The following is a 20,336-nucleotide window of genomic DNA, read 5'->3' on the forward strand; positions in this document are numbered from 1 at the left end:
ACGCGTCGAGGGTGCGGGGCTCCGCCTCCGGGGCCGGTCCGGTGGCGCCGAGCCCGTCGAGCAGTTCGGCGACCCTGTCGGGCGCGGCCCAGGGCACCTCGGCGTGGCGCAGCAGTTGACCGAGCACGCCACCGGGCGACTCCCGCTCGGCCCAGCAGCCCACCGCGGCGAGCGCCACGAAGCCGTCCGCCTCGGCCCGTCCGCGTACGGCGTCGAGCAGCTCCGACTTGCCGCAGCCGATACCGCCGCTGATCAAGACCGCTCCGCCGGTGCCGGCGGCGGAGGCGGTCAGGACCTCCGCCAGCGCGGCCAGCTCCGGTCCACGTTCGACCAGGTGCATCTGTTCCTCCTCCTAAGCCGACCGGCCGGTCGACACCAGGTCCGGCACTGTCGCCGGGGCGGTGATCTCCACCGGCCGGCGGTAGATCCAGGCGAGCATCGGGCCGGTCATCGCCGTGGTGACCAGCGCCATGACGACCATCAGCGAGTAGAGGGAGTCGTCGAGCAGGCCGATTCGCAGCCCGACGCCCAGGATGATCAGCTCGGTGAGGCCGCGGGTGTTCATCAGCGTGCCGAGCGCCAGCGACGCGCGGGCCGGAACGCCCTGCACCCGCGCCGCGAGGTAGGTGCCGCCCAGCTTGCCAACGACGGCGACCAGCAGGATCGCGCCGAAGTCCAGCAGCCCGCCCAGGCCCACGCCGCCGAGGTCCACCTTGAGTCCGGCGACCACGAAGTAGACCGGAAGCAGGACGGCGGTGAGCTGGCCGGTCTGCCGCTGGATGGCCTCGCTGCGGCCCTGCGCGCCGCTGGTCGGCATCACCAGGCCGAACAGGAACGCGCCGAAGATGAAGTGCATGCCCATCGCCTCGGTGGCGGCGGCCGAGAGCAGCGCGCCGCTGAGCACCGCGGCCAGCCGGGGCATGCTGATCGTGTTGTCCGCGCCGCCGTCGGCCACCAGCCGGCGCAGCAGCGGGCGGGCGACCAGGAACATCACCGCGACGTACGGCAGGAGCAGCAGGACCCGCCAGTGCCCGTCCTCGCCACCGACGGAGGCCTGCACGCCGGCCAGGGCGACCCAGGCCACCACGTCCACCACTGCAGCGGTGGCCAGGGCGAAGGCGCCGACGCTGGTTCGCGACAGCCGCCGGTCGGCGATGATCCGGGCGAGCACCGGGAACGCGGTCACCGAGACCGACAGGCCGATGAAGACCACGAAGGCGAGCGCGTCGCCGTTGCCGGTGCCGTGGCCCCGCAGCAGGTACCAGCCGAGCCCGAGGCCGAGCACGAACGGCAGCAGAGTGGAGCCGGCCGCCACGACGGCGGTGTTGCGGCCCATGCCGCGCAGCACCCCGCGCTCCAGTTCGAGGCCGACCACGAACATGAACAGCGCCACCCCGACGTCCGCCATACCGGAGAGCAGCGGTCGGACGGCGACCGGAAACAGGTTCGTGGCGAGCCAGCCGTCGAACAGGGTCGGTCCGAGCAGGATGCCGGCGAAGATCTCACCGACCACCGGCGGTTGTCCCAGCCGGACGGCGAGCACGCCGAACCCGCGGGCGAGCAGCAGGATCAGTGCCAGGTCGACGAACAACATCTGGATGGTCTGGCTGGTCATCAGGCCCCATTCGACTTCGGTGGGGGCCACGCGGCAGCCGCCGGAGCGGCTGCCGCGTGGGTGGATCAGGCTCCGACCGCGGCCGTCTCGGCGTGCTCGGCGATGAGGTCGTCGACGTTGATGTTGAACAGCGGGTGACGGCCGCTGAGGCCGGAGACCAGGGTGACGAAGTCCTCCCGCGGGTCGCGCTCGCGATTCGGGTCGACGATCGTCTGGGCCTGCTCCCAGTAGAACTCCTTGTACCTCGTGCGGTCGTAGAACTTCCCGACGAAGGTGCGGATCTCGTCGAAGAAGGCCCGGTACGCGGTCGCGTACTTCTCCAGCGCGGCCTCCTCGATCTCCGGGTGCTCCAGCACCTTGTCGACGATCTTCGACAGGGCGCTGCCGGCCAGGGTGGCCAGCGCGACGCCGGTGGAGAACAGCGGGTCGACGAACGCCGCGGCGTCGCCGACCAGCGCCCAGCCCGGGCCGTAGAACCGGTCGCAGGTGTACGACCAGTCGCGGGCGGAGCGGAAGCCGCTGGACTGGCGGGCGTTCTTCAGCAGGTCCTTGAGCTGGGTGGAGCGGGCGAGCTGGGCCCGGAACAGATCCTCCAGCGACTCGTCCGAGGCGGCGGCCGCCGCCGAGGCCGTCACGTAGCCGACGCTCATGGTGCCCTTGTCGATCGGGATGCCCCAGAACCAGCCACCCTCGAGACCCTCGATGAGGATGTTGGTGTACTCGTCGCCGGGGAGCCGGTCGGCATTGTCGAAGTACGTCCAGACCGCGACGTTGCGCATGTCCTCGTGCCAGTTGACGTTGCTCAGCTTGCGGCCCAGCACGCGAGCCTGGCCGGAGGCGTCGATCACCAGTGAGCCGCGGGCCTCCTGGACCTCCTCGGAACCCCGGATCGTGTAGCGGACGCCGACGATCCGGCCGTCCTCCTCGATGGCCTCCTTGACCGTGGCCTCCTCGATCACGTGGGTGCCCAGCTCCCGCGACCGGTCGAGGATCATCGAGTCGAGGTCGGCCCGGCGGACGTGGTACGAGTAGCTGTACGGGCCACCCTCGATGAACGAGAAGCCCCACGGGATCTTCTGGGCACCCCAGACCAGGGTGCCGCCGTGCTTCTTCTCGAAGCCGCGCTGCTCCATCCGATCGAGGAGCTTCAGCTCCTCCATCGGCCGCATGAAGCCCGGGATGAGGGACTCCCCGATGTGGTATCGGGGGAAGCGCTCGCGGTCCAGCACGAGGACCCGCCGGCCGCGCTCGCTCAGCAGGGCTGACAGCGTGGCGCCAGCGGGGCCGCCACCGATGACGACGACATCGAAGTCGTCTGGGATGCCGTAGAGATTGGACGACATTCGCAACTCTCCCTTGATCGGGCCACGAAAGGGGTGGCGACCCGGGCGGACCGATGTCTGGCGACCCGCCCCGCGCGGTCCGACAGGCGGTTCCCGGGTGCGCCAGGCCAGTCTGCGCAGGCCGTTCTGCAGACCCTCTGGATGCGGTCTTAAGGGGTTCCCCAGACGCTGCGGGGCCGCCGGCTGGGGTGTCGCCCGACGGTGCCCGATCCAGGTGCCGCAGCGTCGTCCGGCCAGCTCAGCACCCATCCCGACGCCGGTGGAAGCACAGTCCACTGTGGGCGGACAGCGGTGTGGAGACGCCCGGAGCGGAGTCCCGTCAACGGGATCGGTGACACCCCCTGCACGATGCAGCATGCACCCTGCACCGGACCCGTAGTGGAGAGGCGCCACGCACGACGCGATCGAGACAGCAATGCCGGGGAAGTTGCTGCCTCATCGCCGAAGGAGGCATCGGTTTCGTGGAAAGTACGCGCAGCCGCGTGCCTCGCCCGCCCCCGCACAGAGCGGGCCGGGGCGGGGGGGAAGGTGGATCGGCGGGCGGGCTCAGGCGGGGCGGTCGGCGCCGGCCGGGGCCGGCTGCCGGGACGCCGGCGAGCGCTCCTCGGCCGGCGGCGCGAACCGGCCGGTGGCGGCGATCCCGGCCGCGAGCAGGGCAACGCCCACCCCGACCAGCACCGCCGCGTGCAGGCCGTCCACATAGGCCAGTCGGGCCGCCGCGCGCAGCTCGGCCCCGCCCGGGCCGGCCTCCTGCGCCCGGCGCAGGGCGGCGCCCAGGTGCGCCCCGACCGCCGACGAGTCGTCCCGGTACGCCAGGGTCAGGGCCGTGCCGGCGAGCAGCACCCCGACCGCCCCGGCGACCTGGCGTACGGCGGTGGTGAACCGGACCACGCCGAGCAGATCGTCCGGGGCCGCCGCGGTGGCCGCCCGCATCGCACTGGTCAGCATCGCGCCCAGGCCCGCTCCGACGGCGACCAGTCCCGTGGTGACCCGGGCTGCGGCGGTGGCGGTGCCCGCCGTGGCGAAGAGCGCCAGGCCGGCCGCGACCAGCAGCGCCCCGACCACCGCGGGTGCCCGGGGGCCGACCTGGGCACCGAGCCGCTCGCCGAGGCCGGCGCCCACCAGCAGCGCCCCGACCAGCGGCAGCAGCCGCAGCCCGGCGGCCAGCCCGCGGGCGGAGCCGACCCCGTCGAGGTACGGCGTCAGCACGAACAGGAACCCGGTCATGAGCACGTACACCAGCGCCAGCACCAGGGCCGGGCGGCTCAGCCGGGACCCGCCGCCGACGGCCCGGCGGCCCACGGCGACCCGCGACTCGGGGAAGAGCACCGCCACGAGCAGCGCGGCCACCACCACGAGCGGCAGGTCGACCAGGAACACCGAGCCCCACCAGTAGCGTTCCAGCAGCGCGCCGGCGACCAGCGGGCCGAGGCAGAGGCCGAGGCTCACCGCGGCGGACGCCACCGCGAAGGCCCGTGCCCGCTCCTGCGGCGGGAAGAGCACCGGCAGCATCGCCATCGCGGTCGGCATGACGACGGCCGCGCCGACGCCCATGGCCACCCGAGCAACCAGCAGCGCGGCAACGCTGTCGGCCAGCGCCGCGCCGGCCGCGCCGAGCCCGAGGACCAGCAGGCCGGCCAGGAGTACGCGCCGCCGGCCGAGCCGGTCGGCGAGCGCGCCGAGCGGCACCATCAGCAGGCCGAAGGCGAGCAGGTAGCCGACGAAGACGCCCTGGAGCTGGCCGGCCGAGGCCGGGAGGGCGATCATCAGCTCCGGCAGCGCCAGGAAGACGGTCGTCGTGTCGAGCCCGATCAGCAGCAGGCAGGCCACCACCGCGGCCAGGGCCCACCAGCGCCGCGGCCGGGGCGGGTTCGACGGTGGCACGGCGGCTCCTTCGCTCGATGGTGGACGGTCGGCACCGCCACGGCGGACGGGCGGGCCGACGACCGGCCCGCCCTAGAGGCTCAGCGGGCGCTGGCGGCGGACTGGGCGACCACCTCGGCCCGCGCCGGCGAGCGGCGGGCAGCCACCAGCGAGCGCAGCACCGTGGCCGGCCGCAGCAGCGCCGACGGCGGGCAGAGCCAGTGCTGCATCTCCAGCAGCACCTTGTGCACCTCCGGCGAGACGTGGCTGGCGAGCATCGCCTCGCGGGCGTACCGGTTGATCAGGTCGGTGCCGAACGGCTTGGGGCCGGTGGTCTCGGGGTAGGCGAAGTCGCCACCCGTGGCCATCCGCCACGGCGTCTCCAACACCTTCCCCGCGGCGCGGTAGTAGTGCCGGGCCATCTCGGCGGAGGCGGTGCCGAACTTGTCGAGGCTACGGCCGAGCGCGTGCGCCTCCAGGGTGGCGGCGGTCATGCCCTGCCCGTACAGCGGGTTGAAGCTGCAGATGGTGTCGCCGAGGGCGACGTAGCCGGCCGGCAGCCGGTCGAGCCGCTCGAAGAAGCGGCGGCGGGCGGCCGGGAACTGCCGGGTCTCCAGGTCGCTGAGCGGCTCGGCCTTCTTGATCAGGTGGGCGATGGCCGGCGAGGGCAGTCCCTCGGCGAAGTCGAGGAAGCCCGCCGGGTCGGCCGGCGCGTGCTCCTTGTGCCAGCCGCCGATGGTGACCACCCACCGGTCGCCCTCGACGGCGAAGGCGGCGGCGGCCTTCTTGTGATGCGGCGGCACCGCGGCCATCAGGGCGAGCAGCGTGCCGTCGGGCAGGTCCCCGGGCTGGCGGGAGTAGAGCCGGCTGGTGTAGCCGACGTCGATCCGGACCACCGAGTTCTCCGGCGCCGGGCAGTCGAGCTTCTCCAGCCAGCGGTCGGACCGGCCGCCGCTGCGACCGGTGGCGTCCACCACGAGATCCGCCGCGAGGGTACGGCCGTCGTCCAGCTCCACCCCAGTGACCCGGCCGCTGACGCCGGTGAGGCCGGAGACGGCGAGCCGGTCGTGGATGGTCACGTTGGGCAGCCGCATGACCCGCCGGCGCACGGTCAGCTCCAGGAACGCCCGGGTCTGGCTGATCCCCAGCATGCCGCTGCGGAACCGTACCCGCAGCGCGCCCATCTGGTGGAACAGCAGGTCGGCGCCGGGGTCGAAGGGCACGGCGCCACCGGCGATCAGCTCCTCGGTCAGGCCCGGGTACAGCTCCTCCAGGGCGAGCCGGCCGCTGATCAGCAGGGCGTGCGCGTGCATGCCGTGCGGCACCCCGCGACGGTCCCGGGCCGCTTCGGTCGGCAGGCTGTCCCGGTCGATGACGGTGACCCGATCGAACCGGCGGGCGAGGGCGGTGGCCGCGGCCATTCCGCCGATGGAGCCACCTACGACGATGGCATGGCTACCGATCATGCTCACGGACTCTCCTCAGGGCTGGCTGTCGGGAAGCGAGACCATCGGGTGGCGCGCAGCTCGGCGACGCCGCCGGTGTGCTGAGTCTGCCGTCGCTGGTCTGGAGGTTCTCTGGTCGATGTCTGCACGGGTTCAGGCAGCGCTCTCCTCGTACTGGCGGAGAGCCTCCGCGCGACGCTGGAGGCCGAGCATCCGGCCCAGCGCCGCCATCCGGCTGGCCCGGGTCTCGGTCTCGCCGCACTCGGTGGCGAAGACCCGGACCAGTGCCGGGAACCGGTGGAGGCAGCCGCTCACCTCCTCGATGAGGTGGTGGTCGACGAGGATCTGGAGCTGGTGGTGCGCCTCGGCCCCGGTCAGCCCGGCGAGCGCGGCCGCCATCTGGGTGGTGATCGCGGTGCTCGGGCAGCAGCCCAGCAGCCGGAACATCCGGGCGGCCTCGGGTGGCAGGCCGTGGTACGAGACGGCCAACGCGGCCCGGACGTCCGTGCTCGAGTCGCCGCGCACCGCGAGGTGGTCGAGCCGGGTGTGCGGCAGCCGGTACCGGCGGACCAGGTCGGCGGGGGTGAGGGCGGGCTCGGCGGCGAGCGCCACCGCCGCGATCCGCAACGCCAGGGGCAGCCGTCCACACAGCTCCGCCAGCTCGGCGACCTCGCCCTCCCGGCCGGTCAGCCGGCCGGCGCCGGCCAGCTTGGCGAGCAGCTCGGTGGCCTCCCCGGTGGAGACCGGTCCCAGCGTGAGCCGGTACGCCCCGTCGCGGGCCGCCAGTCCGCGTTGCCGCCGTCGGCTGGTGACCAGGACGCAGGCCGGGCCGCCGGGGATGAGCGGGCGGATCTGCTCGGCGTCGGCCGCGTCGTCGAGCACCACCAGCATCCGCCGCCCGTGCAGCACGCTGCGGTACAGCGCACTGGCCGCGGGCAGCTCATCGGGGATGCGCCGGCGGTCGATGCCGAGGCCGGCCAGCGCGAAGGTGAGGGCGTCCAGCGGGGACAGCGGTGGCCCGCCGTCCGGGGCGGAGCCGCGCAGGTCGACGAAGAGCTGCCCGTCCGGGAAGCCGGCGGCGATCTCGTGCGCCAGTTCGAGGGCGAGGGCGGTCTTGCCGGTGCCCGGTCCGCCCTCGAGCACCGCGACGGTGGTCGCGCCGTGGTACTGCCGCTCCCGCTCGACCAGCTCTCGCAGCCCGGTCAGCTCGGCCTGCCGGCCGGCGAAGCCCCGCGGCCGGCAGGGCAGCTGGGCCGGCCGGCGCAGGTCGCCGAGGCGCGGCTCGGGTGCGGCCGGCACCTCGGCCGGCGGCTCGGGTGGCGCCAGGTCGTCCACGTCGAGGTGCCCGGCCAGGATCTGGTTGTGCAGGTCGCGCAGCTCCAGGACCGGCTCGATGCCCAACTCCTCGCGGAGCAGCTGCCGGGTCTCCCGGTAGAGGCTCAGCGCGTCGGCCTGTCGGCCGCTGCGGTAGAGGGCGAGCATGAGCAGCCCGCGCAGCTTCTCGCGCAGCGGTTCCTTGGCCACCGCGTCGGAGAGCACGGGGACCGCGTCGGCCGCCCGGTGCAGGTCGAGCAGGAGCTCGGCCAGTTCCTCCACCATGGTGAGCCGCAGCTCCTGCAGCCGGGTCCGCTCCACCGCGGCGAACGGCCCGGGTACGCCGAAGTACGCCTCGCCGCGCCACAGCCGCAGCGCGGCGTGGTAGACCTCGGCCGCCTCCGCGCCTTCGCCCGCCTCGCGCAACCGGCGCGCCTGACGGTGCCGGGCCGCGAAGAGGGTCGTGTCCAGGTCGTCCGGGTCCATGAACAGGGCGTACCCGCCGCCCGTGGAGACCAGGACGTCTCCGAGTTCCCGGCGGCTGCGCCCGGGTTCCAGCACCCGGCGCAGACCCGCGACGTAGGTGTGCACCCCGTTGGCGGCGGTCGGCGGCACCTCGGCGCCCCAGACCGCGTCGATGATCTCCTCGAAGCCGACCACGTCGTTGACGCGGCTGGCCAGCAGGCCGAGCACGGCCCGCTGCTTCGGCGGGCCCAGCGTGACCTCGTCCCCGTGCCGCCAGGCACGCATGGGGCCGAGCACGGCCAGGCACAGTGATTCCCGAACGTGTCGCACCGAACGCCTCCCCCAGCGTCCGCGCGGGGCCCCGGGGGCCGGGCGTTAACCCGCCCCACCGGGGCCCGGCGACAGACCACCACCGTCGTTGCCGCCCACCGCCTCCCCGCCCGGCCGGCGACCGGCAGGCACTCTGCCGGGCCGTCCGGAGCGTCATTTCCGGTGGGCTACCTGAATGGGCCGTCCGGGGACCGGCAGATCCGGGCCGGAACCCGGGAGACCCAATCAGGTCTTGTTGATTCTGGTTCTATTTAATTGTGTTCCCACGCTTCCCGGTATCAGCGACGGCCGGCGGGAGGGGTCGGCGGTGGCGACGGCGGAACACCGACCCCCCCTGCCGCTGCCATCGGCAGGATCGGAGAAGACTCTGCCAGGCACGGCACACCCGCAACCACTCCCATATTGCTGTGAGCGAGGATGCGCCTACGAATGGCAACCATAGATTGCGGACTATTCATGTCGCACTCCCGACAAACGCCGCATGCGGAGTATGCGGCATTCGACCAGGGCCGACATCTGCCCGCAACATTTCTGCCGCCCGAGTTTACAGACAGCCCGTCGAGCACGATGGAAATGCGAGGTGAATATCTTCCCCGTCAATTACCGAAGCGCATTACGCGAACCCGCGCGGGAGGATGTTGTGGTTGACCCGGAAGAGGTTCGCCGGGTCGTACTCGGTCTTGACGTCGACCAGCCGCTGGTACGTGACGGGGCCGAACGCGGCCCGCACGGCCTGCTCGGTGGCATCGTGCACGCCGAGGAAGTTGTACAGCCCCGGGGCCAGCCACGGCCGCAGCCGCTCGTGCAGGCCCTCGTGGGCCGCCCGCAGCGCGTCCAGGTCCGCACCGTCCGCGAGGGACATCGAGGAGAGGCTGAAGCCGGCATCCCGGCCGCCGACCGCGTTCGGCACCGCCGGCGGGCGGGCGTACGCGCCGCCGAGGTGGCGCAGCTCGACCGCGTACGGGGCACTCGCGTCGGGACCGGCCGCGGCGAGCAGCGCCTCCACCGTGTCCGACGTCAGGTCCCGCAGCGCGATGTTGCGGCCGTAGCTCGCCGCCGGGTCGGTGGGTTCGTGGTGGATCGAGCCGACCCGCTCGTACGGCAGCACCCCGAGGGTGTCCATCAGCGCGGGCGCGGCCGCGCGCAGCGGCTCGACCAGCCGCTCCCCCTCCTCCGGCGCGCCGCACCAGGCGACCCGCAGGTGCATGACGTACCGCCCACGCAGCGGGGCGGGGGCGGCCTCGATGTCCGGCACCAGGACCATCAGCACCGAGGAGGTCATCTCGTCCGGCACGGTCCGGGTCCACTCGGCGTAGGCCCGCAGCGCGTCGGGCACCGCCTCGGCCCCGAAGTAGAGGCCGCCGCCGTACAGCCGGGTGACCGGGAACAGGTCGATCTCCAACGCGGTGACCACGCCGAAGTTGCCCTTGCCGCCGCGGACCGCCCAGAACAGGTCGGGCTCCTGCTCGGCGGTGAGCCGGCGCAGCCGGCCGTCGGCGGTCACCAGGTCGACGGCCCGTACGTGGTCCGCGGCGAAGCCGTACCGCCGGCCGAGCATGCCGATCCCGCCGCCGGTGGTGTAACCGACCGCGCCGACCACCGGGCTCGAGCCGTTGAGCGGCGCGAGACCGTGCGGGACCGCCACGGCGAGCACGTCACGCCACCGCACGCCGGCCGCCAGCCGAGCGGTACGCGTGGTGGGATCGACCCGTACCCCGGTCATCCGTCCGGTGTGGACCAGCACCGCGTCGTCGGCCGGCACCGCCGGACCGTGCCCGGTCGCCTGCACGGCGACCGGCCGCTCCTCGGCGGCGGCGAGGCGCACCGCGGCCGCCACGTCGTCGGCGTCCGCGGCCTCGACCACCAGGGCGGGCTTGTGCTCGATGACGCGGTTGTACCCGGAGCGGTACGTGTCGTAGCCGGCGTCGCCCGGACGGTGGACGGCTCCCGAAATCCCATTCATGGCAGCAACCATAATGGGAGGACCGACGATCCGAGACTACTTAACCGCGTGTGAGACATACTCTGTCGGCTTTTTTCCGGCCTCGACAAAGGAGTAGCGTACGTCGATAGACCTGTATCCGTCCGGCAGATGTCCGGAAGACGACGCGAGACCGTCGGCGCACCCCGAGGCCCTCCGGGCCGAGCCGCTGACAGCGCCCTTGAACTGCGGGTTCTTCCACTGTCGACGAGCGTCCACCGGTGACCGGATCCACTACCCGAGCCGCCGGAAGACAGCAATTTGCGCGAAGACTTTTCGTGGTACGGGCGACATGCTGAAGCGGGTCGACGGGGCCGTCGGCGCACCCCGCGTCCATTCCGCAGCGCCTATGCCCGCGCCGCCCCGTCCTTTTCCGCCGTCGGCGGCCGTGATTGGTGACCTCATGACGACCAATTCGCACCTGGGAGCCCGTGACGCGGCGGACCTCGACGACGTCGCCGTCGTCCGCCGGCACCTGCTCGGCGCCCCCGGTCCCGAGGCGCCGGTGATCCGGCGCCAGGTCGGCGCCCGGATCGCGGCGGCCGACGGCTCCACCTGGCTCGACGCGGCCTCGGCGGGCTTCGGCCCCGGCCACCCGACGGTGACCGACCGGCTCGTCGCGCAGGCCGGTCGCACCGCCCTGTCCAGCCGGATCCTGGTCAGTCGGCCCCTGGCCGAGGCGGTGGCCGCGCTGCACCAGCTCTGCCCCGACCCGCTGACGGTGTCGTACCTGTGCAACAGCGGCGCGGAGGCGCTGGACTCGGCGCTGAAGCTCGCCAAGGGCACCCACCCGCGCCGACGCCTCGTCGTGGGCTTCGCCGGCGCCGACCACGGCACCCTCCTGCACGGCCTGTCGCTGACCCACGGCGTCCCGCTCCTGCCCGACCAGCCGCTGCGCCCGGTGGCGGTGCCCCGCGACCGTCCCGACGAGCTGGTCGCCCGGGTCCGCGACGACGTCACGGCGGTGGTGGTGGCGCCGGCCGCCCCTGGCCGCCGGCTGGCCGACCTGTCCCCCGACTGGTGGCGCCGGCTCCGGACGGCCTGCGACCGGACCGGGGCGTTGCTGGTGCTCGACGAGCGACTCACCGGCCCGGCCCGGCTCGGCGTCGACCTCGCGGCCACCCGGCTGCCGGTCACGCCGGACGCCCTGGTGCTCGGCGAGACGCTCGGCGCCGACGCGGTGCCGGTCGGCTGCCTGGTGACCAGCCGGGCCACCTACGACCGGGTCTACGCCCGCCGCAACCCGAGCCTGCACGGGTCGACCTTCGGGGCCAACCCGCTCTCCGCCGCGGCCGTCGCCGCCGTGCTGGCCGCCTGCGCCGACGATCGGCTCGCCGACCGCCAGCGCGAGGTGGAGACCCTCGCCCGGTCCCGACTGGCTCCGCTGGTCGGCGCCGGCGCCGTGACCGACGTCGGGGCCGACGGTGCCCTGGTCTGGGTGCGGCTCGCCGAGCCCACGGCCGCCCGGGCGCTGGTCGCCGAGCTGGCCCGGGACCGCGTGCTGGTGCGGCCGCCGGACGGGGACGTGGTCGCCGTGCTGCCACCGCTCACCGCCACGCCGGCCGACGTGGCCGAACTCCTCGATCGGGTCGCCGCCGCCGGCGGCCGGCTCACCACCACCGGGCCCGACGCCGGGCGGGAGGTACGCGCATGACCTCGCTGGACGACCGGCAGCGGATCTTCACCGCGCTGGGCCGGCACTGGAACCCGACGGCCGCGACGATGCTGGCCGCGGCCGGGCGGGCGGTGGAGAGCCACGCCAGCGGCAGCCACGTGTACGCCGAGGACGGCACCGCCGCCCTCGACCTCGCCGCCAGCTACGGCGTCTTCCTGGTCGGACACGGCAACCCTCGGGTGGCCACGGCGGTGACCGAGGCGCTGCGCCAGGCGCCGGCGAACCCGCCCGGCGCGGTGCACCCGGCCACCGTCACGCTGTTCCGCGCGCTGGTCGAGATCCTGCCGGCCGGGCTGGACCGCTTCGTGCTCGGCTGCTCGGGGGCGGAGATCTGCGAGACGGCGCTGCGCGCGGTACGGCTGGCGCGGCCCGACCGGCACCGGATCGTCGTCGCCGACGGCAGCTACCACGGCAAGACCCTGGCCGCCCTGTCGCTGCTCGGCCAGGGCAACCACCGCACCCCGTTCGAACCGCTCGGCGACCACCTCGTCGTCGTGCCGTACGGCGACGCCGCAGCGGTGCGCGCCGCCCTGGCGGACGGCTCGGGGGCGGCGGTCTTCCTGGAACCGGTGCTGGGCGGCGCGCACCTCACCGTCCCGCCGCCCGGGTACGTCCGCGCCGTCGCCGAGGCGTGCGCCGCCACCGACACCCTCTTCGTGGCCGACGAGATCCAGACCGGATTCGGCCGTACCGGCCGGATGTTCGCGGTCGAGCACGACGGCGTGCGGCCGGACGTCATGCTGCTGTCCAAGGCGCTCACCGGCGGGTTCGTACCGATCGGGGTCTGCGCGCTCAGCTCCGCCGTGGTGGACGACGCGGCCCGGCACCCCCACTGGCACCCGTCCCTGCTCACCTCGGGCGCGGCGGTCACCGGCGTCGCGGTGGCCGCCGCGGCGGCCACCATCGAGGAGGTACGCGACCGGGACCTGCCGGCCCGCGCCGCCGAGCTCGGCCCGCGCCTCACCGCGGGCCTGGCGGAGGCCGTCCGCCGGCACCCGAAGCACCTGCGGGGGGCGCCGGGGATCGGCCTGATGACCGGCCTGCGCACGGCCAACCCGGCCGTGGAGCTGATGGTCTCGATCGGCATGGGCCAGCGGGGCGTGCACACCGGGCATTCGCTCAACGAACAGATCGCCGAGCCGGTCCTGCGCATGTACCCGCCGCTGACCTGCACCGCGGACGAGATCGACCAGGCGCTCGCCGCGCTCGAAGAGACGCTCACCTGGCTCGACCGGCAGCCCCGCGCGATGACCCGCGCCGCGACCGCGCTGCTGCGCCGGCAGTACCGGCTGCCCCCGCGGCTGCTCCTGCGGATGAACAAATCCCCGATCCGGATGGACTGGCAGGCGGCATGACGATAACGCGATCCGCCGCCGCCCCCTCGGGGCCGACGGCGACCATCGGCGCGGACCCGCTGCGGGTCCGCGTCACCAGTCCACCGTCGCCGGAGTGGGACGCGGCCGCCGCGTTCGTCCGGACCGGATACGCCCAGATCTACGGCGCCCTGATCGAGCCGTCGCCGGACTGCTTCGTGATGGCCGCCCGGCACCACCCCGACCGGCCGGAGGAGATCCTCGCCTGCGGCGGGATGACCTTCAACTCGGCCCGCGGCTTCTTCTCCGAACGCTACCTGGACCACCCGCTGGAGGAGGCACTGCAGCGGGTCGCCGGGGCGCCGGTGTCCCGCGACGACGTGGTGGAGGTCGGGTCCTTCGTGGCGGTCGGCGGCAGCGGCGCGGAGCTGATCCGGCTGCTGCCGTTGCTCGCCTGGTGCCAGGGCATGCGCTACGCGCTCTGCACGGCGACCGGGCCCCTCGCGGCCGCGCTGCCGCAGTTCGGGGTGCCGTTCCTGTCCCTGGGCCGGGCCCGGCCGACGTGGATGACCCCCGGCGAGCGGAGGCGCTGGGGCACCTACTACGACCACGCGCCGACCACCGGCCTGGTACCGCTGGACCGGATCGGCGATCTCGTGCGCGCCTGCACCGGCCGGTACCGCTTCCTCAACCTCGACGTCGCGCTGCGGCGCACGCTGCCCGGGAGGCGCTGACCGATGCTCGTTGCGGAACGACTCTCCCGCCTGGCCGACGACGGGCGGGCTCTGGTGGAGGCGCTGGACCACGACGGACGGCCCCGCGCCGTGCTGTCCTACCGGGACGGCGTCGGCGCCGCCCGGGCGCTGGCCGCCCGGCTCCGGCTCGCGGCGACCCGCCCGGTGGTCGGCGTGCTCACCGGCAACACCGCGGAGTTCGTGGTCGCCGACCTCGCGCTGCTGCTCTCCGGCGCGGTAGAGGTGCCGGTGCCGCTGGCGTTCTCCGCCGAGCAGGCGGCCAGCCTGCTGCCGGAGGCCACCCTCTGCCTGGTCGACGAGGCGGGCCGGCAGCGGCTGGCGGAATGGGGCGACCGGGTGCTGCCCGCCGGCTGCCGGGTGGTCCCGGTGGACCTGGCCGACCTGGTGGCCGAGGCCGCCGTGGCCCCGCCGCCCTGGCCGGACGCCCCCTGGCGGGACGAGCAGGCGATCTGCAAGGTGGTGCACACCTCCGGCACCACGTCCCACCCCAAGGGCGTCCGCATCCGCGGCGCCGGCCTGGACGCGCTGCTGCGGTCGCTGGACCGGGTCATGCCGGCCGGCGCATACGCCCGCTACCTGTCGCTGGTCCCGTTCAGCCTGCTGATCGAGCAGGTCGCCGCGATCTACCTGGTGGTCTGCCACGGCGGCACGGTGATGCTGCTGCCGCCCGACGAGCCGCTGGTCGGCACCTCCTCGTTCGCGGCGGGCGCGGTGCTGCGTTACACCCCGGCCGCCCGGCCCACGGCGCTGGTGGCCACGCCGGCCCTGGCCGAGGAGCTGGCCGACCGGGCGGACCGGATCGCGGCGCAGGGCCGGCCGGTGGCCCGGGAGCTCTTCGGCCGCGACGCGGCGCCGCTGATCTGCTGCGGCGGCGCCCCGGTCGACGCCGGCACGCTGCACCGGCTGGATCGGCACGGCCTGACCGTGTACGAGGGCTACGGCCTCAGCGAGAACAGCTCGACCGTGTCCTGGAACCGCCCGGGCAACCGCCGGATCGGCACCGTCGGGCAGCCGCTGGACCACGTCGAGGTACGCCTGGCCGACGACGGCGAGCTGCTGGTGCGCAGCTCCTCGCTGTTCGCCGGCTACACCGGCACCGACCCGTCCGCGTGCCTCGTCGACCCGGACGGCTGGCTGCACACCGGCGACCTGGCCGAGATCGAGGAGACCGGCCACATCCGCATCGTCGGCCGGAAGAAGAACGTCATCGTCACCTCCGCCGGACGCAACGTCGCCCCTGAGTGGGTGGAGGCGCAGTACGCGACGCTGCCGTTCGTCCGGGCCGGCGCGGTGGTCGGCGACGGCATGCAGACGCTGCACGGGCTCTTCCTGGTCGCCGCCGGGACCGACGAGGCGGCCGCCCGGCGCGAGCTCGCCGCGCTCGGCGCGGAGCGGCTCTCCGCCGTGGAGCGGGTCTCCGCCGCGTGCGTGCTACCCGCCGGCGACGACCTGTACGGCCGGTACTTCACGGTGACCGGCCGCCCCCGACGGGACGAGATCAGGGCCGCCATCGCCGACGGGCGGCTGCCCTGCCGGCCGCTGGACCCGCCGGCCGACCGGCCGGCGTCGACGCCCACCCCCTTCGAGACCACCCTCGGGAGATGACGGCAATGCTGACCACGACCTTCGCCATGAGCCGCTACGGCACGGGCAACGGGCTGCTCTGCACCGCCCCGTCCACGGCCGCGCTCACCGACCTCGACCCGCTGGTCACGGTCCGGCTGCTGCGCGAGTCGGGCTTCATCGTGTTCCGCGGCTTCCGCGCCGACCTGGAGCTCTTCTCCGCGCTGGTGCACGCGATCTCCGGCCGGATCACCCTGGACCCGGCCCGCCAGTTCCACGGCGACGTCGCGCAGAAGGTGGACGCCGGCACCGACGCGGTCGGCCTGCACATCGAGAACGGCAACAGCCCGTTCGCCCCCGACCTGACCTGGTTCTTCTGCGAGAAGGCGGCGGCCGAGGGCTCGGAGACCACGGTCTGCGACGGCTACCGGGTCTGGGACGAGTTCAGCGAGGACGCCCGGACGCGGTTCGGCGCGCAGGACATCGCGTACAGCCGCCGGGTGGAGGAGGACCGCTGGAAGGCGTTCGTCCGGCACCAGCTTGGCGACGCCAAGCCGGCCGACGAGATCACCGTGGCGGACATGCGGGAGCTGGCCACCGGACCGGGGAAGACGGTGATCGAGCCGTTGGAGGGCGGCGCGATCCGCTACGAGTTCCAGGTGCCGGCCGCCCACCCGACCCTGTTCGGCTCCCGGCTCGCGTTCGCCAACAGCATCCTCGGCCCGTCCTACAACTACGAGAAGCCGCGGATCACCTTCGCCGACGGCACCGAGTTCTCGGCCGAGCTGCTGCGCGAGGTGGAGGAGCGGACGGCGGCCCTCACCGAGGACCTGGCCTGGCAGGATGGGGACGTGGCGCTCATCGACAACACCCGGGTGATGCACGGGCGACGGCAGATCCTCGACCCGGCCCGCACCATCTACAACGCGCAGAGCTACCTGTCCGACGAGCTCCGCGCGGCGGCATGACGGAGGTCGTACAGGAGCGGATCATCGTCCGGGCGCCGGCCGCCGCGGTGTACGCGGCGGTCAGCGACGTCGGGCGGATGGGTGAATGGAGCCCGGAGTGCGTCGGCGCCACGCTCGACGACCCGGGCTCTCCGCTCACCGTGGGCAGCACCTTCCGCGGCCACAACCGGCAGGGCCGGTGGCGCTCCTGGACCACCCGGTGCACCGTCACGGCGGCCGAGCCGGGCCGCTGCTTCGGCTTCGACGTCCGGCTGGGCGGCACGCTGGTCGCCAGTTGGCGGTTCGACCTGACCTCCGCCCCGGACGGCGCCGAAACGGAAATCGTCCAGTCCTGGTGGGACCGGCGCGGACCGGCCCGACGCAGGGTCTCCGCCCTGACGTCGGGGGTCCGCGACCGGTCCCGGCACAACCGCGACGGGATGCGACGCACGCTGGCCGCGCTGCGGATCAGCCTCGAGTGCGCAGCACCGCCTCACCGTTGATGTGCCGCTGCACGAACTCGAACGCGTGGTCGCCGATCTTCTGGCCGATCTCCCACGAGGCCCGGATGGCGGGCAGGAAGTGCACCCCGCCGTAGTAGCGGCTCATCCCGCAGTCGTGCAGCCAGTCGGTCCAGGTGTCCCAGCTCAGCACGAGGTCCTGCCGCGGGGTGACGCCCGGCTCGATCACCGAGGAACCGGCCTTCCGCTCGTACCGGAACTGCACCTGGTCGGTGCCGAGGAAGCGGCGGGCGGCCTGCGCCTGGGCGGTGCAGAGCGAGGTCGAGCCGGACGGGTACTCCGGGTGGTCGGGCACCTGCAGGTAGCCGCGCCACTGCTCGGCGGGCAGGTCGCTGACCGTGCCCTTGCCCGGGCCGCCCCAGGCGGTCACCTTCTGGCCCTGGTAGACGTGGCGGATCGCGCTGAACGGGCGCACCGCGTCGTAGATGTTCTTGTTCCACCAGATCGCGGTGGCGGCGTCCCAGGTGGCGGTCTCCACCACGGCGTGCAGGTGAACCCAGGCGTCCAGGCCGAGCCCGGCGTTCTGGATCGCCTGCCCGACGGCGATGCCGAGGCTCTCGAACTTGTTGTCGAAGAACTCGGCGATCATCTTCTGCTTGTCGGTGAGCCCGGCGGAGGTGGCGAGTATGGCGTCCACCTGCGCCTTGTACTCGGCCTTGTTGCGGTGGTTGCTGGCGGTCGGCACCGGAGCCCGGACCTCCTCCAGGTCGGTGAAGCTCAGCGGGGCGACCTTCTGCAGCTGCGGGGTGACGAACTGCTGCACCTGGAAGATGCCGTTGCCCTTGGTGACGATGGCCGGCTGCCAGTGCGAGGCCTCGACCAACTCGTACGCGGTGTTCTTGGGCCGGTAGCCGGTGTAGTCGGAGTACGGCTGCCGGTTGTAGACCCGGCCGCCCTGGTCGCCGAGCTGGTTCATGCCGTCGTGCTCGCGGTAGGCCGCCACGCCCTTGCCGGCCAGGTTGCCGATGCCCACCGGGGTGCTCGGGTCGGTGCTGTCGTCGGACGGGTCCAGGCCGACCGACTGGAGCATGGCCCGCCAGGTCTGGTTGTGCTGGGGCAGGATGCTGTTGAACGCGTGGTACGAGGCGTACAGGATGGCGATGTTCTTGTTGCGGTTGGTCTGCGCCTCGGCGCGCGGCCGGCGGGGCAGCTGCGTGTAGATGCCCACCGCCGTCGGGTGGTAGGGGGCGATCGCGTCGAACCAGCTGAGTTCCAGCATGTGCGCCCACCGGATGATCAGGGTGGCGTCGCCCTGCCCGACGGCGGTGACGACCACCGGGCCGGCGAACGGCCCGAGCACCGACTCGGCGGCGTTGCCCGTGTCGAAGTCGAACGGCGGCTCGGTGGCGGCGGTGGTGGACGGCGCGGCGGCCGACGCGGCGCCGGCCCCGGTGAGGGCCAGGCCGACGCCGGCGCCGGCCGCGCCGAGCAGCACCGAGCGGCGGGAGGCGGCGTGCTGACGCAGCCGGGACAGCCAGTAATCCTGCATGGATCGTCCTTCACGGAGAGGGCGCCGGCGGACCGGCGCGGGCGGGATGCGGACCGGGCCGCCGCCGGCCGGCATGGCGCACCGGGACGGGTCCGGACACGCGGTACCGGCGCGGGTGGAGGCGGCACCGAAGCGCGCGATCGGGTGGCGGGTGAGGTCCGACGAGGACGGTCGGGCTGATCCGGAGCAGCCGGACCGACGTGGGGAGGCGCACCGGCCCCCCTTGTGCAAATCCCATCCTGAGAGTGAGGACGATCACTGTCTTCTCCGAGATTGCTGGCTCGGACGGGACCCCGCCAACCCTGTCCGAACGACCGGTGCCGGCTGCCCGAGCGGCCAGGGTTACCCGTCGGTCACCATCCCGGCGGGGCGGTCGGGTCCCGGTCGGATAGGGGCCGGCCGGCCCGGACTAGGGGTTGTCCGCGCTGGTCCGCTGCGTTTGGCTGAGTTGAACGCAGGTGTCCCGCGCATCGTCCGAACAGGACGGACGGGCGCATCGCCCGCCCCGGGTGGGGCGGCCGTACCCGGGGAGGGATCGCATGACGCAACGGGTCGAGGCGGTCGTGGAGGCGCTCTACGACGGCCTGAAGCGGATGGACGCGCCGGCGGTGGTCAGCCTGTTCCACTCGGACGCGGAGATCGTCACCCCGAAGTCACTGCCGTGGTCCACCGGCCACTACAGCGGCCTGGACGGGGCGATGCAGTACTTCACCGGCGCGCTGGAGCTGCTCGACGACAACCGGTTCGACGTCGAGGAGGTCCGGGTCTCCGGCGACGACTGGGCCGCGGCCATCGGCATGTGGTACGGCCACTTCCGCAGCGGCGGCGAGTTCAACGTGCGCTTCGTGCACTTCTGGACGCTGCGCGACGGCAAGGTGATCAAGGGCGAGGGCATCTCCGACACCGACGGCATCGTCCGGGCCAGCCGCGGTGAGAAGGTGAGCTGACCCGACCACGCGTGGTTCGACGGAAACTGCGACGGTGCGCGGCCCACCACTCGGCGGGCCGCGCACCGTCGCCTTCCCAGGTAGGTGGTGACCCGTCAGTCCTCGGCCTGCCAGCGGTAGAACACGGTGGCCACCGCATCCTGCGGGCCCCGCCAGCTCTCCGGCCGGTACGCCTCGACGTACGGGGCGAGTTCCGCCATCAGCCTACCGAAGGCCGGCTTCTGGTGGTTGTGCCGGAGGCTCTCGGCGACCGACGCGTCCTGCTCGATCAGGTGCACGAAGACGTCGTCGATCGAATAGAGGAAGCGCGCCGCGACGCCCAGTTCGGCCGGGAGCGGGCCGGCGTCGGACTCGGCGAAGATCCGGGCCACGTCCGCCTCGGCCCCCGGCTTGATCCGCTGGACGATGACCGTCAACGTGGTGTCCTCGGGTGCGACGCCGTCCTCCGGCGCCCAGCGGTAGAACTCCTTGGCGACCGAGTCGGACGGGTTCTTCCAGTACCGCGGATACGGCGTGACGTACGGTTCGATGGCCTCGGCGATCTTCTGGAACGCGGGCAGCCCACGGGTCTGCCCAGAGATCTTCGGGTCCTGCACGCGCTCGATCACGTGCAGGTAGAGGTCGTGGTGGGACAGCAGGATCCGCCCGATCACCCCGAGGTCCTGGGGCCGGGTGGTCCGGTCGTAGTAACCGAAGACGTCGCCGACCGTGCCCTCGCTACCGGGGACCATGCGGCAGACGATCACGTTGCGGAAGACCATGGCTGCTCC

16 protein-coding genes are annotated in these 20,336 nt (G+C 73.5%); 7 read left to right on the plus strand and 9 right to left on the minus strand.

Translation table 11 applies throughout. The features are described from left to right. The 7 genes from ONA70_RS17645 to ONA70_RS17675 form a co-directional block, all read right to left on the minus strand. Nucleotides 1–340 (minus strand): ATP-binding protein (locus ONA70_RS17645; RefSeq protein WP_265007536.1); only part of this gene is annotated, 340 nt, incomplete at its 3' end. A gap of 12 nt (nucleotides 341–352) precedes the next feature. Continuing rightward, the gene (locus ONA70_RS17650; RefSeq protein WP_265007537.1) at nucleotides 353–1,615 is read right to left on the minus strand and encodes a cation:proton antiporter domain-containing protein; all 1,263 of its coding nucleotides are present in this window, start codon (nucleotides 1,613–1,615) and stop codon (nucleotides 353–355) included. A 65-nt stretch (nucleotides 1,616–1,680) separates the two neighbouring features. Further along, a complete protein-coding gene (locus ONA70_RS17655; RefSeq protein ID WP_265007538.1) occupies nucleotides 1,681–2,958 on the minus strand; it encodes an NAD(P)/FAD-dependent oxidoreductase in 1,278 nt (425 codons plus the stop codon). A gap of 546 nt (nucleotides 2,959–3,504) precedes the next feature. Then, complete coding sequence (locus tag ONA70_RS17660) at nucleotides 3,505–4,842, minus strand: MFS transporter (protein WP_265007539.1); 1,338 nt, start codon at nucleotides 4,840–4,842, stop codon at nucleotides 3,505–3,507. A gap of 80 nt (nucleotides 4,843–4,922) precedes the next feature. Next, nucleotides 4,923–6,287 carry an FAD-dependent oxidoreductase gene (locus tag ONA70_RS17665; RefSeq protein ID WP_406601207.1) on the minus strand — a complete coding sequence of 455 codons (1,365 nt, stop codon included), beginning with the start codon at nucleotides 6,285–6,287 and terminating at the stop codon, nucleotides 4,923–4,925. Between the two features lie 132 nt (nucleotides 6,288–6,419). Continuing rightward, nucleotides 6,420–8,375 carry an AfsR/SARP family transcriptional regulator gene (locus tag ONA70_RS17670; protein WP_265007541.1) on the minus strand — a complete coding sequence of 652 codons (1,956 nt, stop codon included), beginning with the start codon at nucleotides 8,373–8,375 and terminating at the stop codon, nucleotides 6,420–6,422. Nucleotides 8,376–8,988: 613 nt separating this feature from the next. Next, nucleotides 8,989–10,338, minus strand: coding sequence for an FAD-binding oxidoreductase (locus ONA70_RS17675; RefSeq protein ID WP_265007542.1), 1,350 nt, complete (start codon nucleotides 10,336–10,338; stop codon nucleotides 8,989–8,991). Between the two features lie 421 nt (nucleotides 10,339–10,759). Here ONA70_RS17675 and ONA70_RS17680 point away from each other — a divergent pair, with 421 nt between their 5' ends. The 6 genes from ONA70_RS17680 to ONA70_RS17705 are packed head-to-tail and all read left to right on the plus strand — an operon-like array spanning nucleotide 10,760 to nucleotide 17,112. Beyond that, nucleotides 10,760–12,010: an aminotransferase class III-fold pyridoxal phosphate-dependent enzyme gene (locus tag ONA70_RS17680; protein WP_265007543.1), complete on the plus strand. Its 1,251-nt coding sequence runs from the start codon at nucleotides 10,760–10,762 to the stop codon at nucleotides 12,008–12,010. Continuing rightward, on the plus strand, nucleotides 12,007–13,386 hold the full coding sequence (locus ONA70_RS17685; protein WP_265007544.1) for a class-III pyridoxal-phosphate-dependent aminotransferase: 1,380 nt from the start codon (nucleotides 12,007–12,009) through the stop codon (nucleotides 13,384–13,386). Before ONA70_RS17680 ends, ONA70_RS17685 begins: the two co-directional genes overlap by 4 nt. Further along, a complete protein-coding gene (locus ONA70_RS17690) occupies nucleotides 13,383–14,078 on the plus strand; it encodes a thermostable hemolysin (RefSeq protein WP_265007545.1) in 696 nt (231 codons plus the stop codon). Before ONA70_RS17685 ends, ONA70_RS17690 begins: the two co-directional genes overlap by 4 nt. Before the next feature lie 3 nt (nucleotides 14,079–14,081). Beyond that, nucleotides 14,082–15,704, plus strand: coding sequence for an AMP-binding protein (locus ONA70_RS17695; RefSeq protein WP_265007546.1), 1,623 nt, complete (start codon nucleotides 14,082–14,084; stop codon nucleotides 15,702–15,704). After that, nucleotides 15,701–16,630 (plus strand): TauD/TfdA family dioxygenase, encoded by a 930-nt coding sequence (locus tag ONA70_RS17700; RefSeq protein ID WP_265007547.1) that lies wholly within the window; start codon nucleotides 15,701–15,703, stop codon nucleotides 16,628–16,630. The genes ONA70_RS17695 and ONA70_RS17700 overlap by 4 nt, the downstream gene beginning before the upstream one ends. Continuing rightward, entirely contained in the window at nucleotides 16,627–17,112 is a 486-nt protein-coding gene (locus tag ONA70_RS17705) for an SRPBCC family protein (protein ID WP_265007548.1), read from the plus strand. The genes ONA70_RS17700 and ONA70_RS17705 overlap by 4 nt, the downstream gene beginning before the upstream one ends. On the opposite strand, the gene ONA70_RS17710 is transcribed toward ONA70_RS17705, so the two are convergent. Further along, nucleotides 17,078–18,619, minus strand: coding sequence for a vanadium-dependent haloperoxidase (locus tag ONA70_RS17710; RefSeq protein WP_265007549.1), 1,542 nt, complete (start codon nucleotides 18,617–18,619; stop codon nucleotides 17,078–17,080). The genes ONA70_RS17705 and ONA70_RS17710 overlap by 35 nt on opposite strands. 539 nt (nucleotides 18,620–19,158) lie before the next feature. On the opposite strand from ONA70_RS17710, the gene ONA70_RS17715 reads away from it, so the two are divergent. Further along, nucleotides 19,159–19,566, plus strand: coding sequence for a nuclear transport factor 2 family protein (locus ONA70_RS17715; RefSeq protein WP_265007550.1), 408 nt, complete (start codon nucleotides 19,159–19,161; stop codon nucleotides 19,564–19,566). Nucleotides 19,567–19,661: 95 nt separating this feature from the next. On the opposite strand, the gene ONA70_RS17720 is transcribed toward ONA70_RS17715, so the two are convergent. Further along, on the minus strand, nucleotides 19,662–20,327 hold the full coding sequence (locus ONA70_RS17720; protein ID WP_265007551.1) for a TcmI family type II polyketide cyclase: 666 nt from the start codon (nucleotides 20,325–20,327) through the stop codon (nucleotides 19,662–19,664). Nucleotides 20,328–20,336: the final 9 nt, after the last annotated feature.

The sequence above is a fragment of the Micromonospora yasonensis genome (genome assembly GCF_026013475.1).
GTDB classification, from domain to species: Bacteria; Actinomycetota; Actinomycetes; order Mycobacteriales; family Micromonosporaceae; genus Micromonospora; species Micromonospora yasonensis.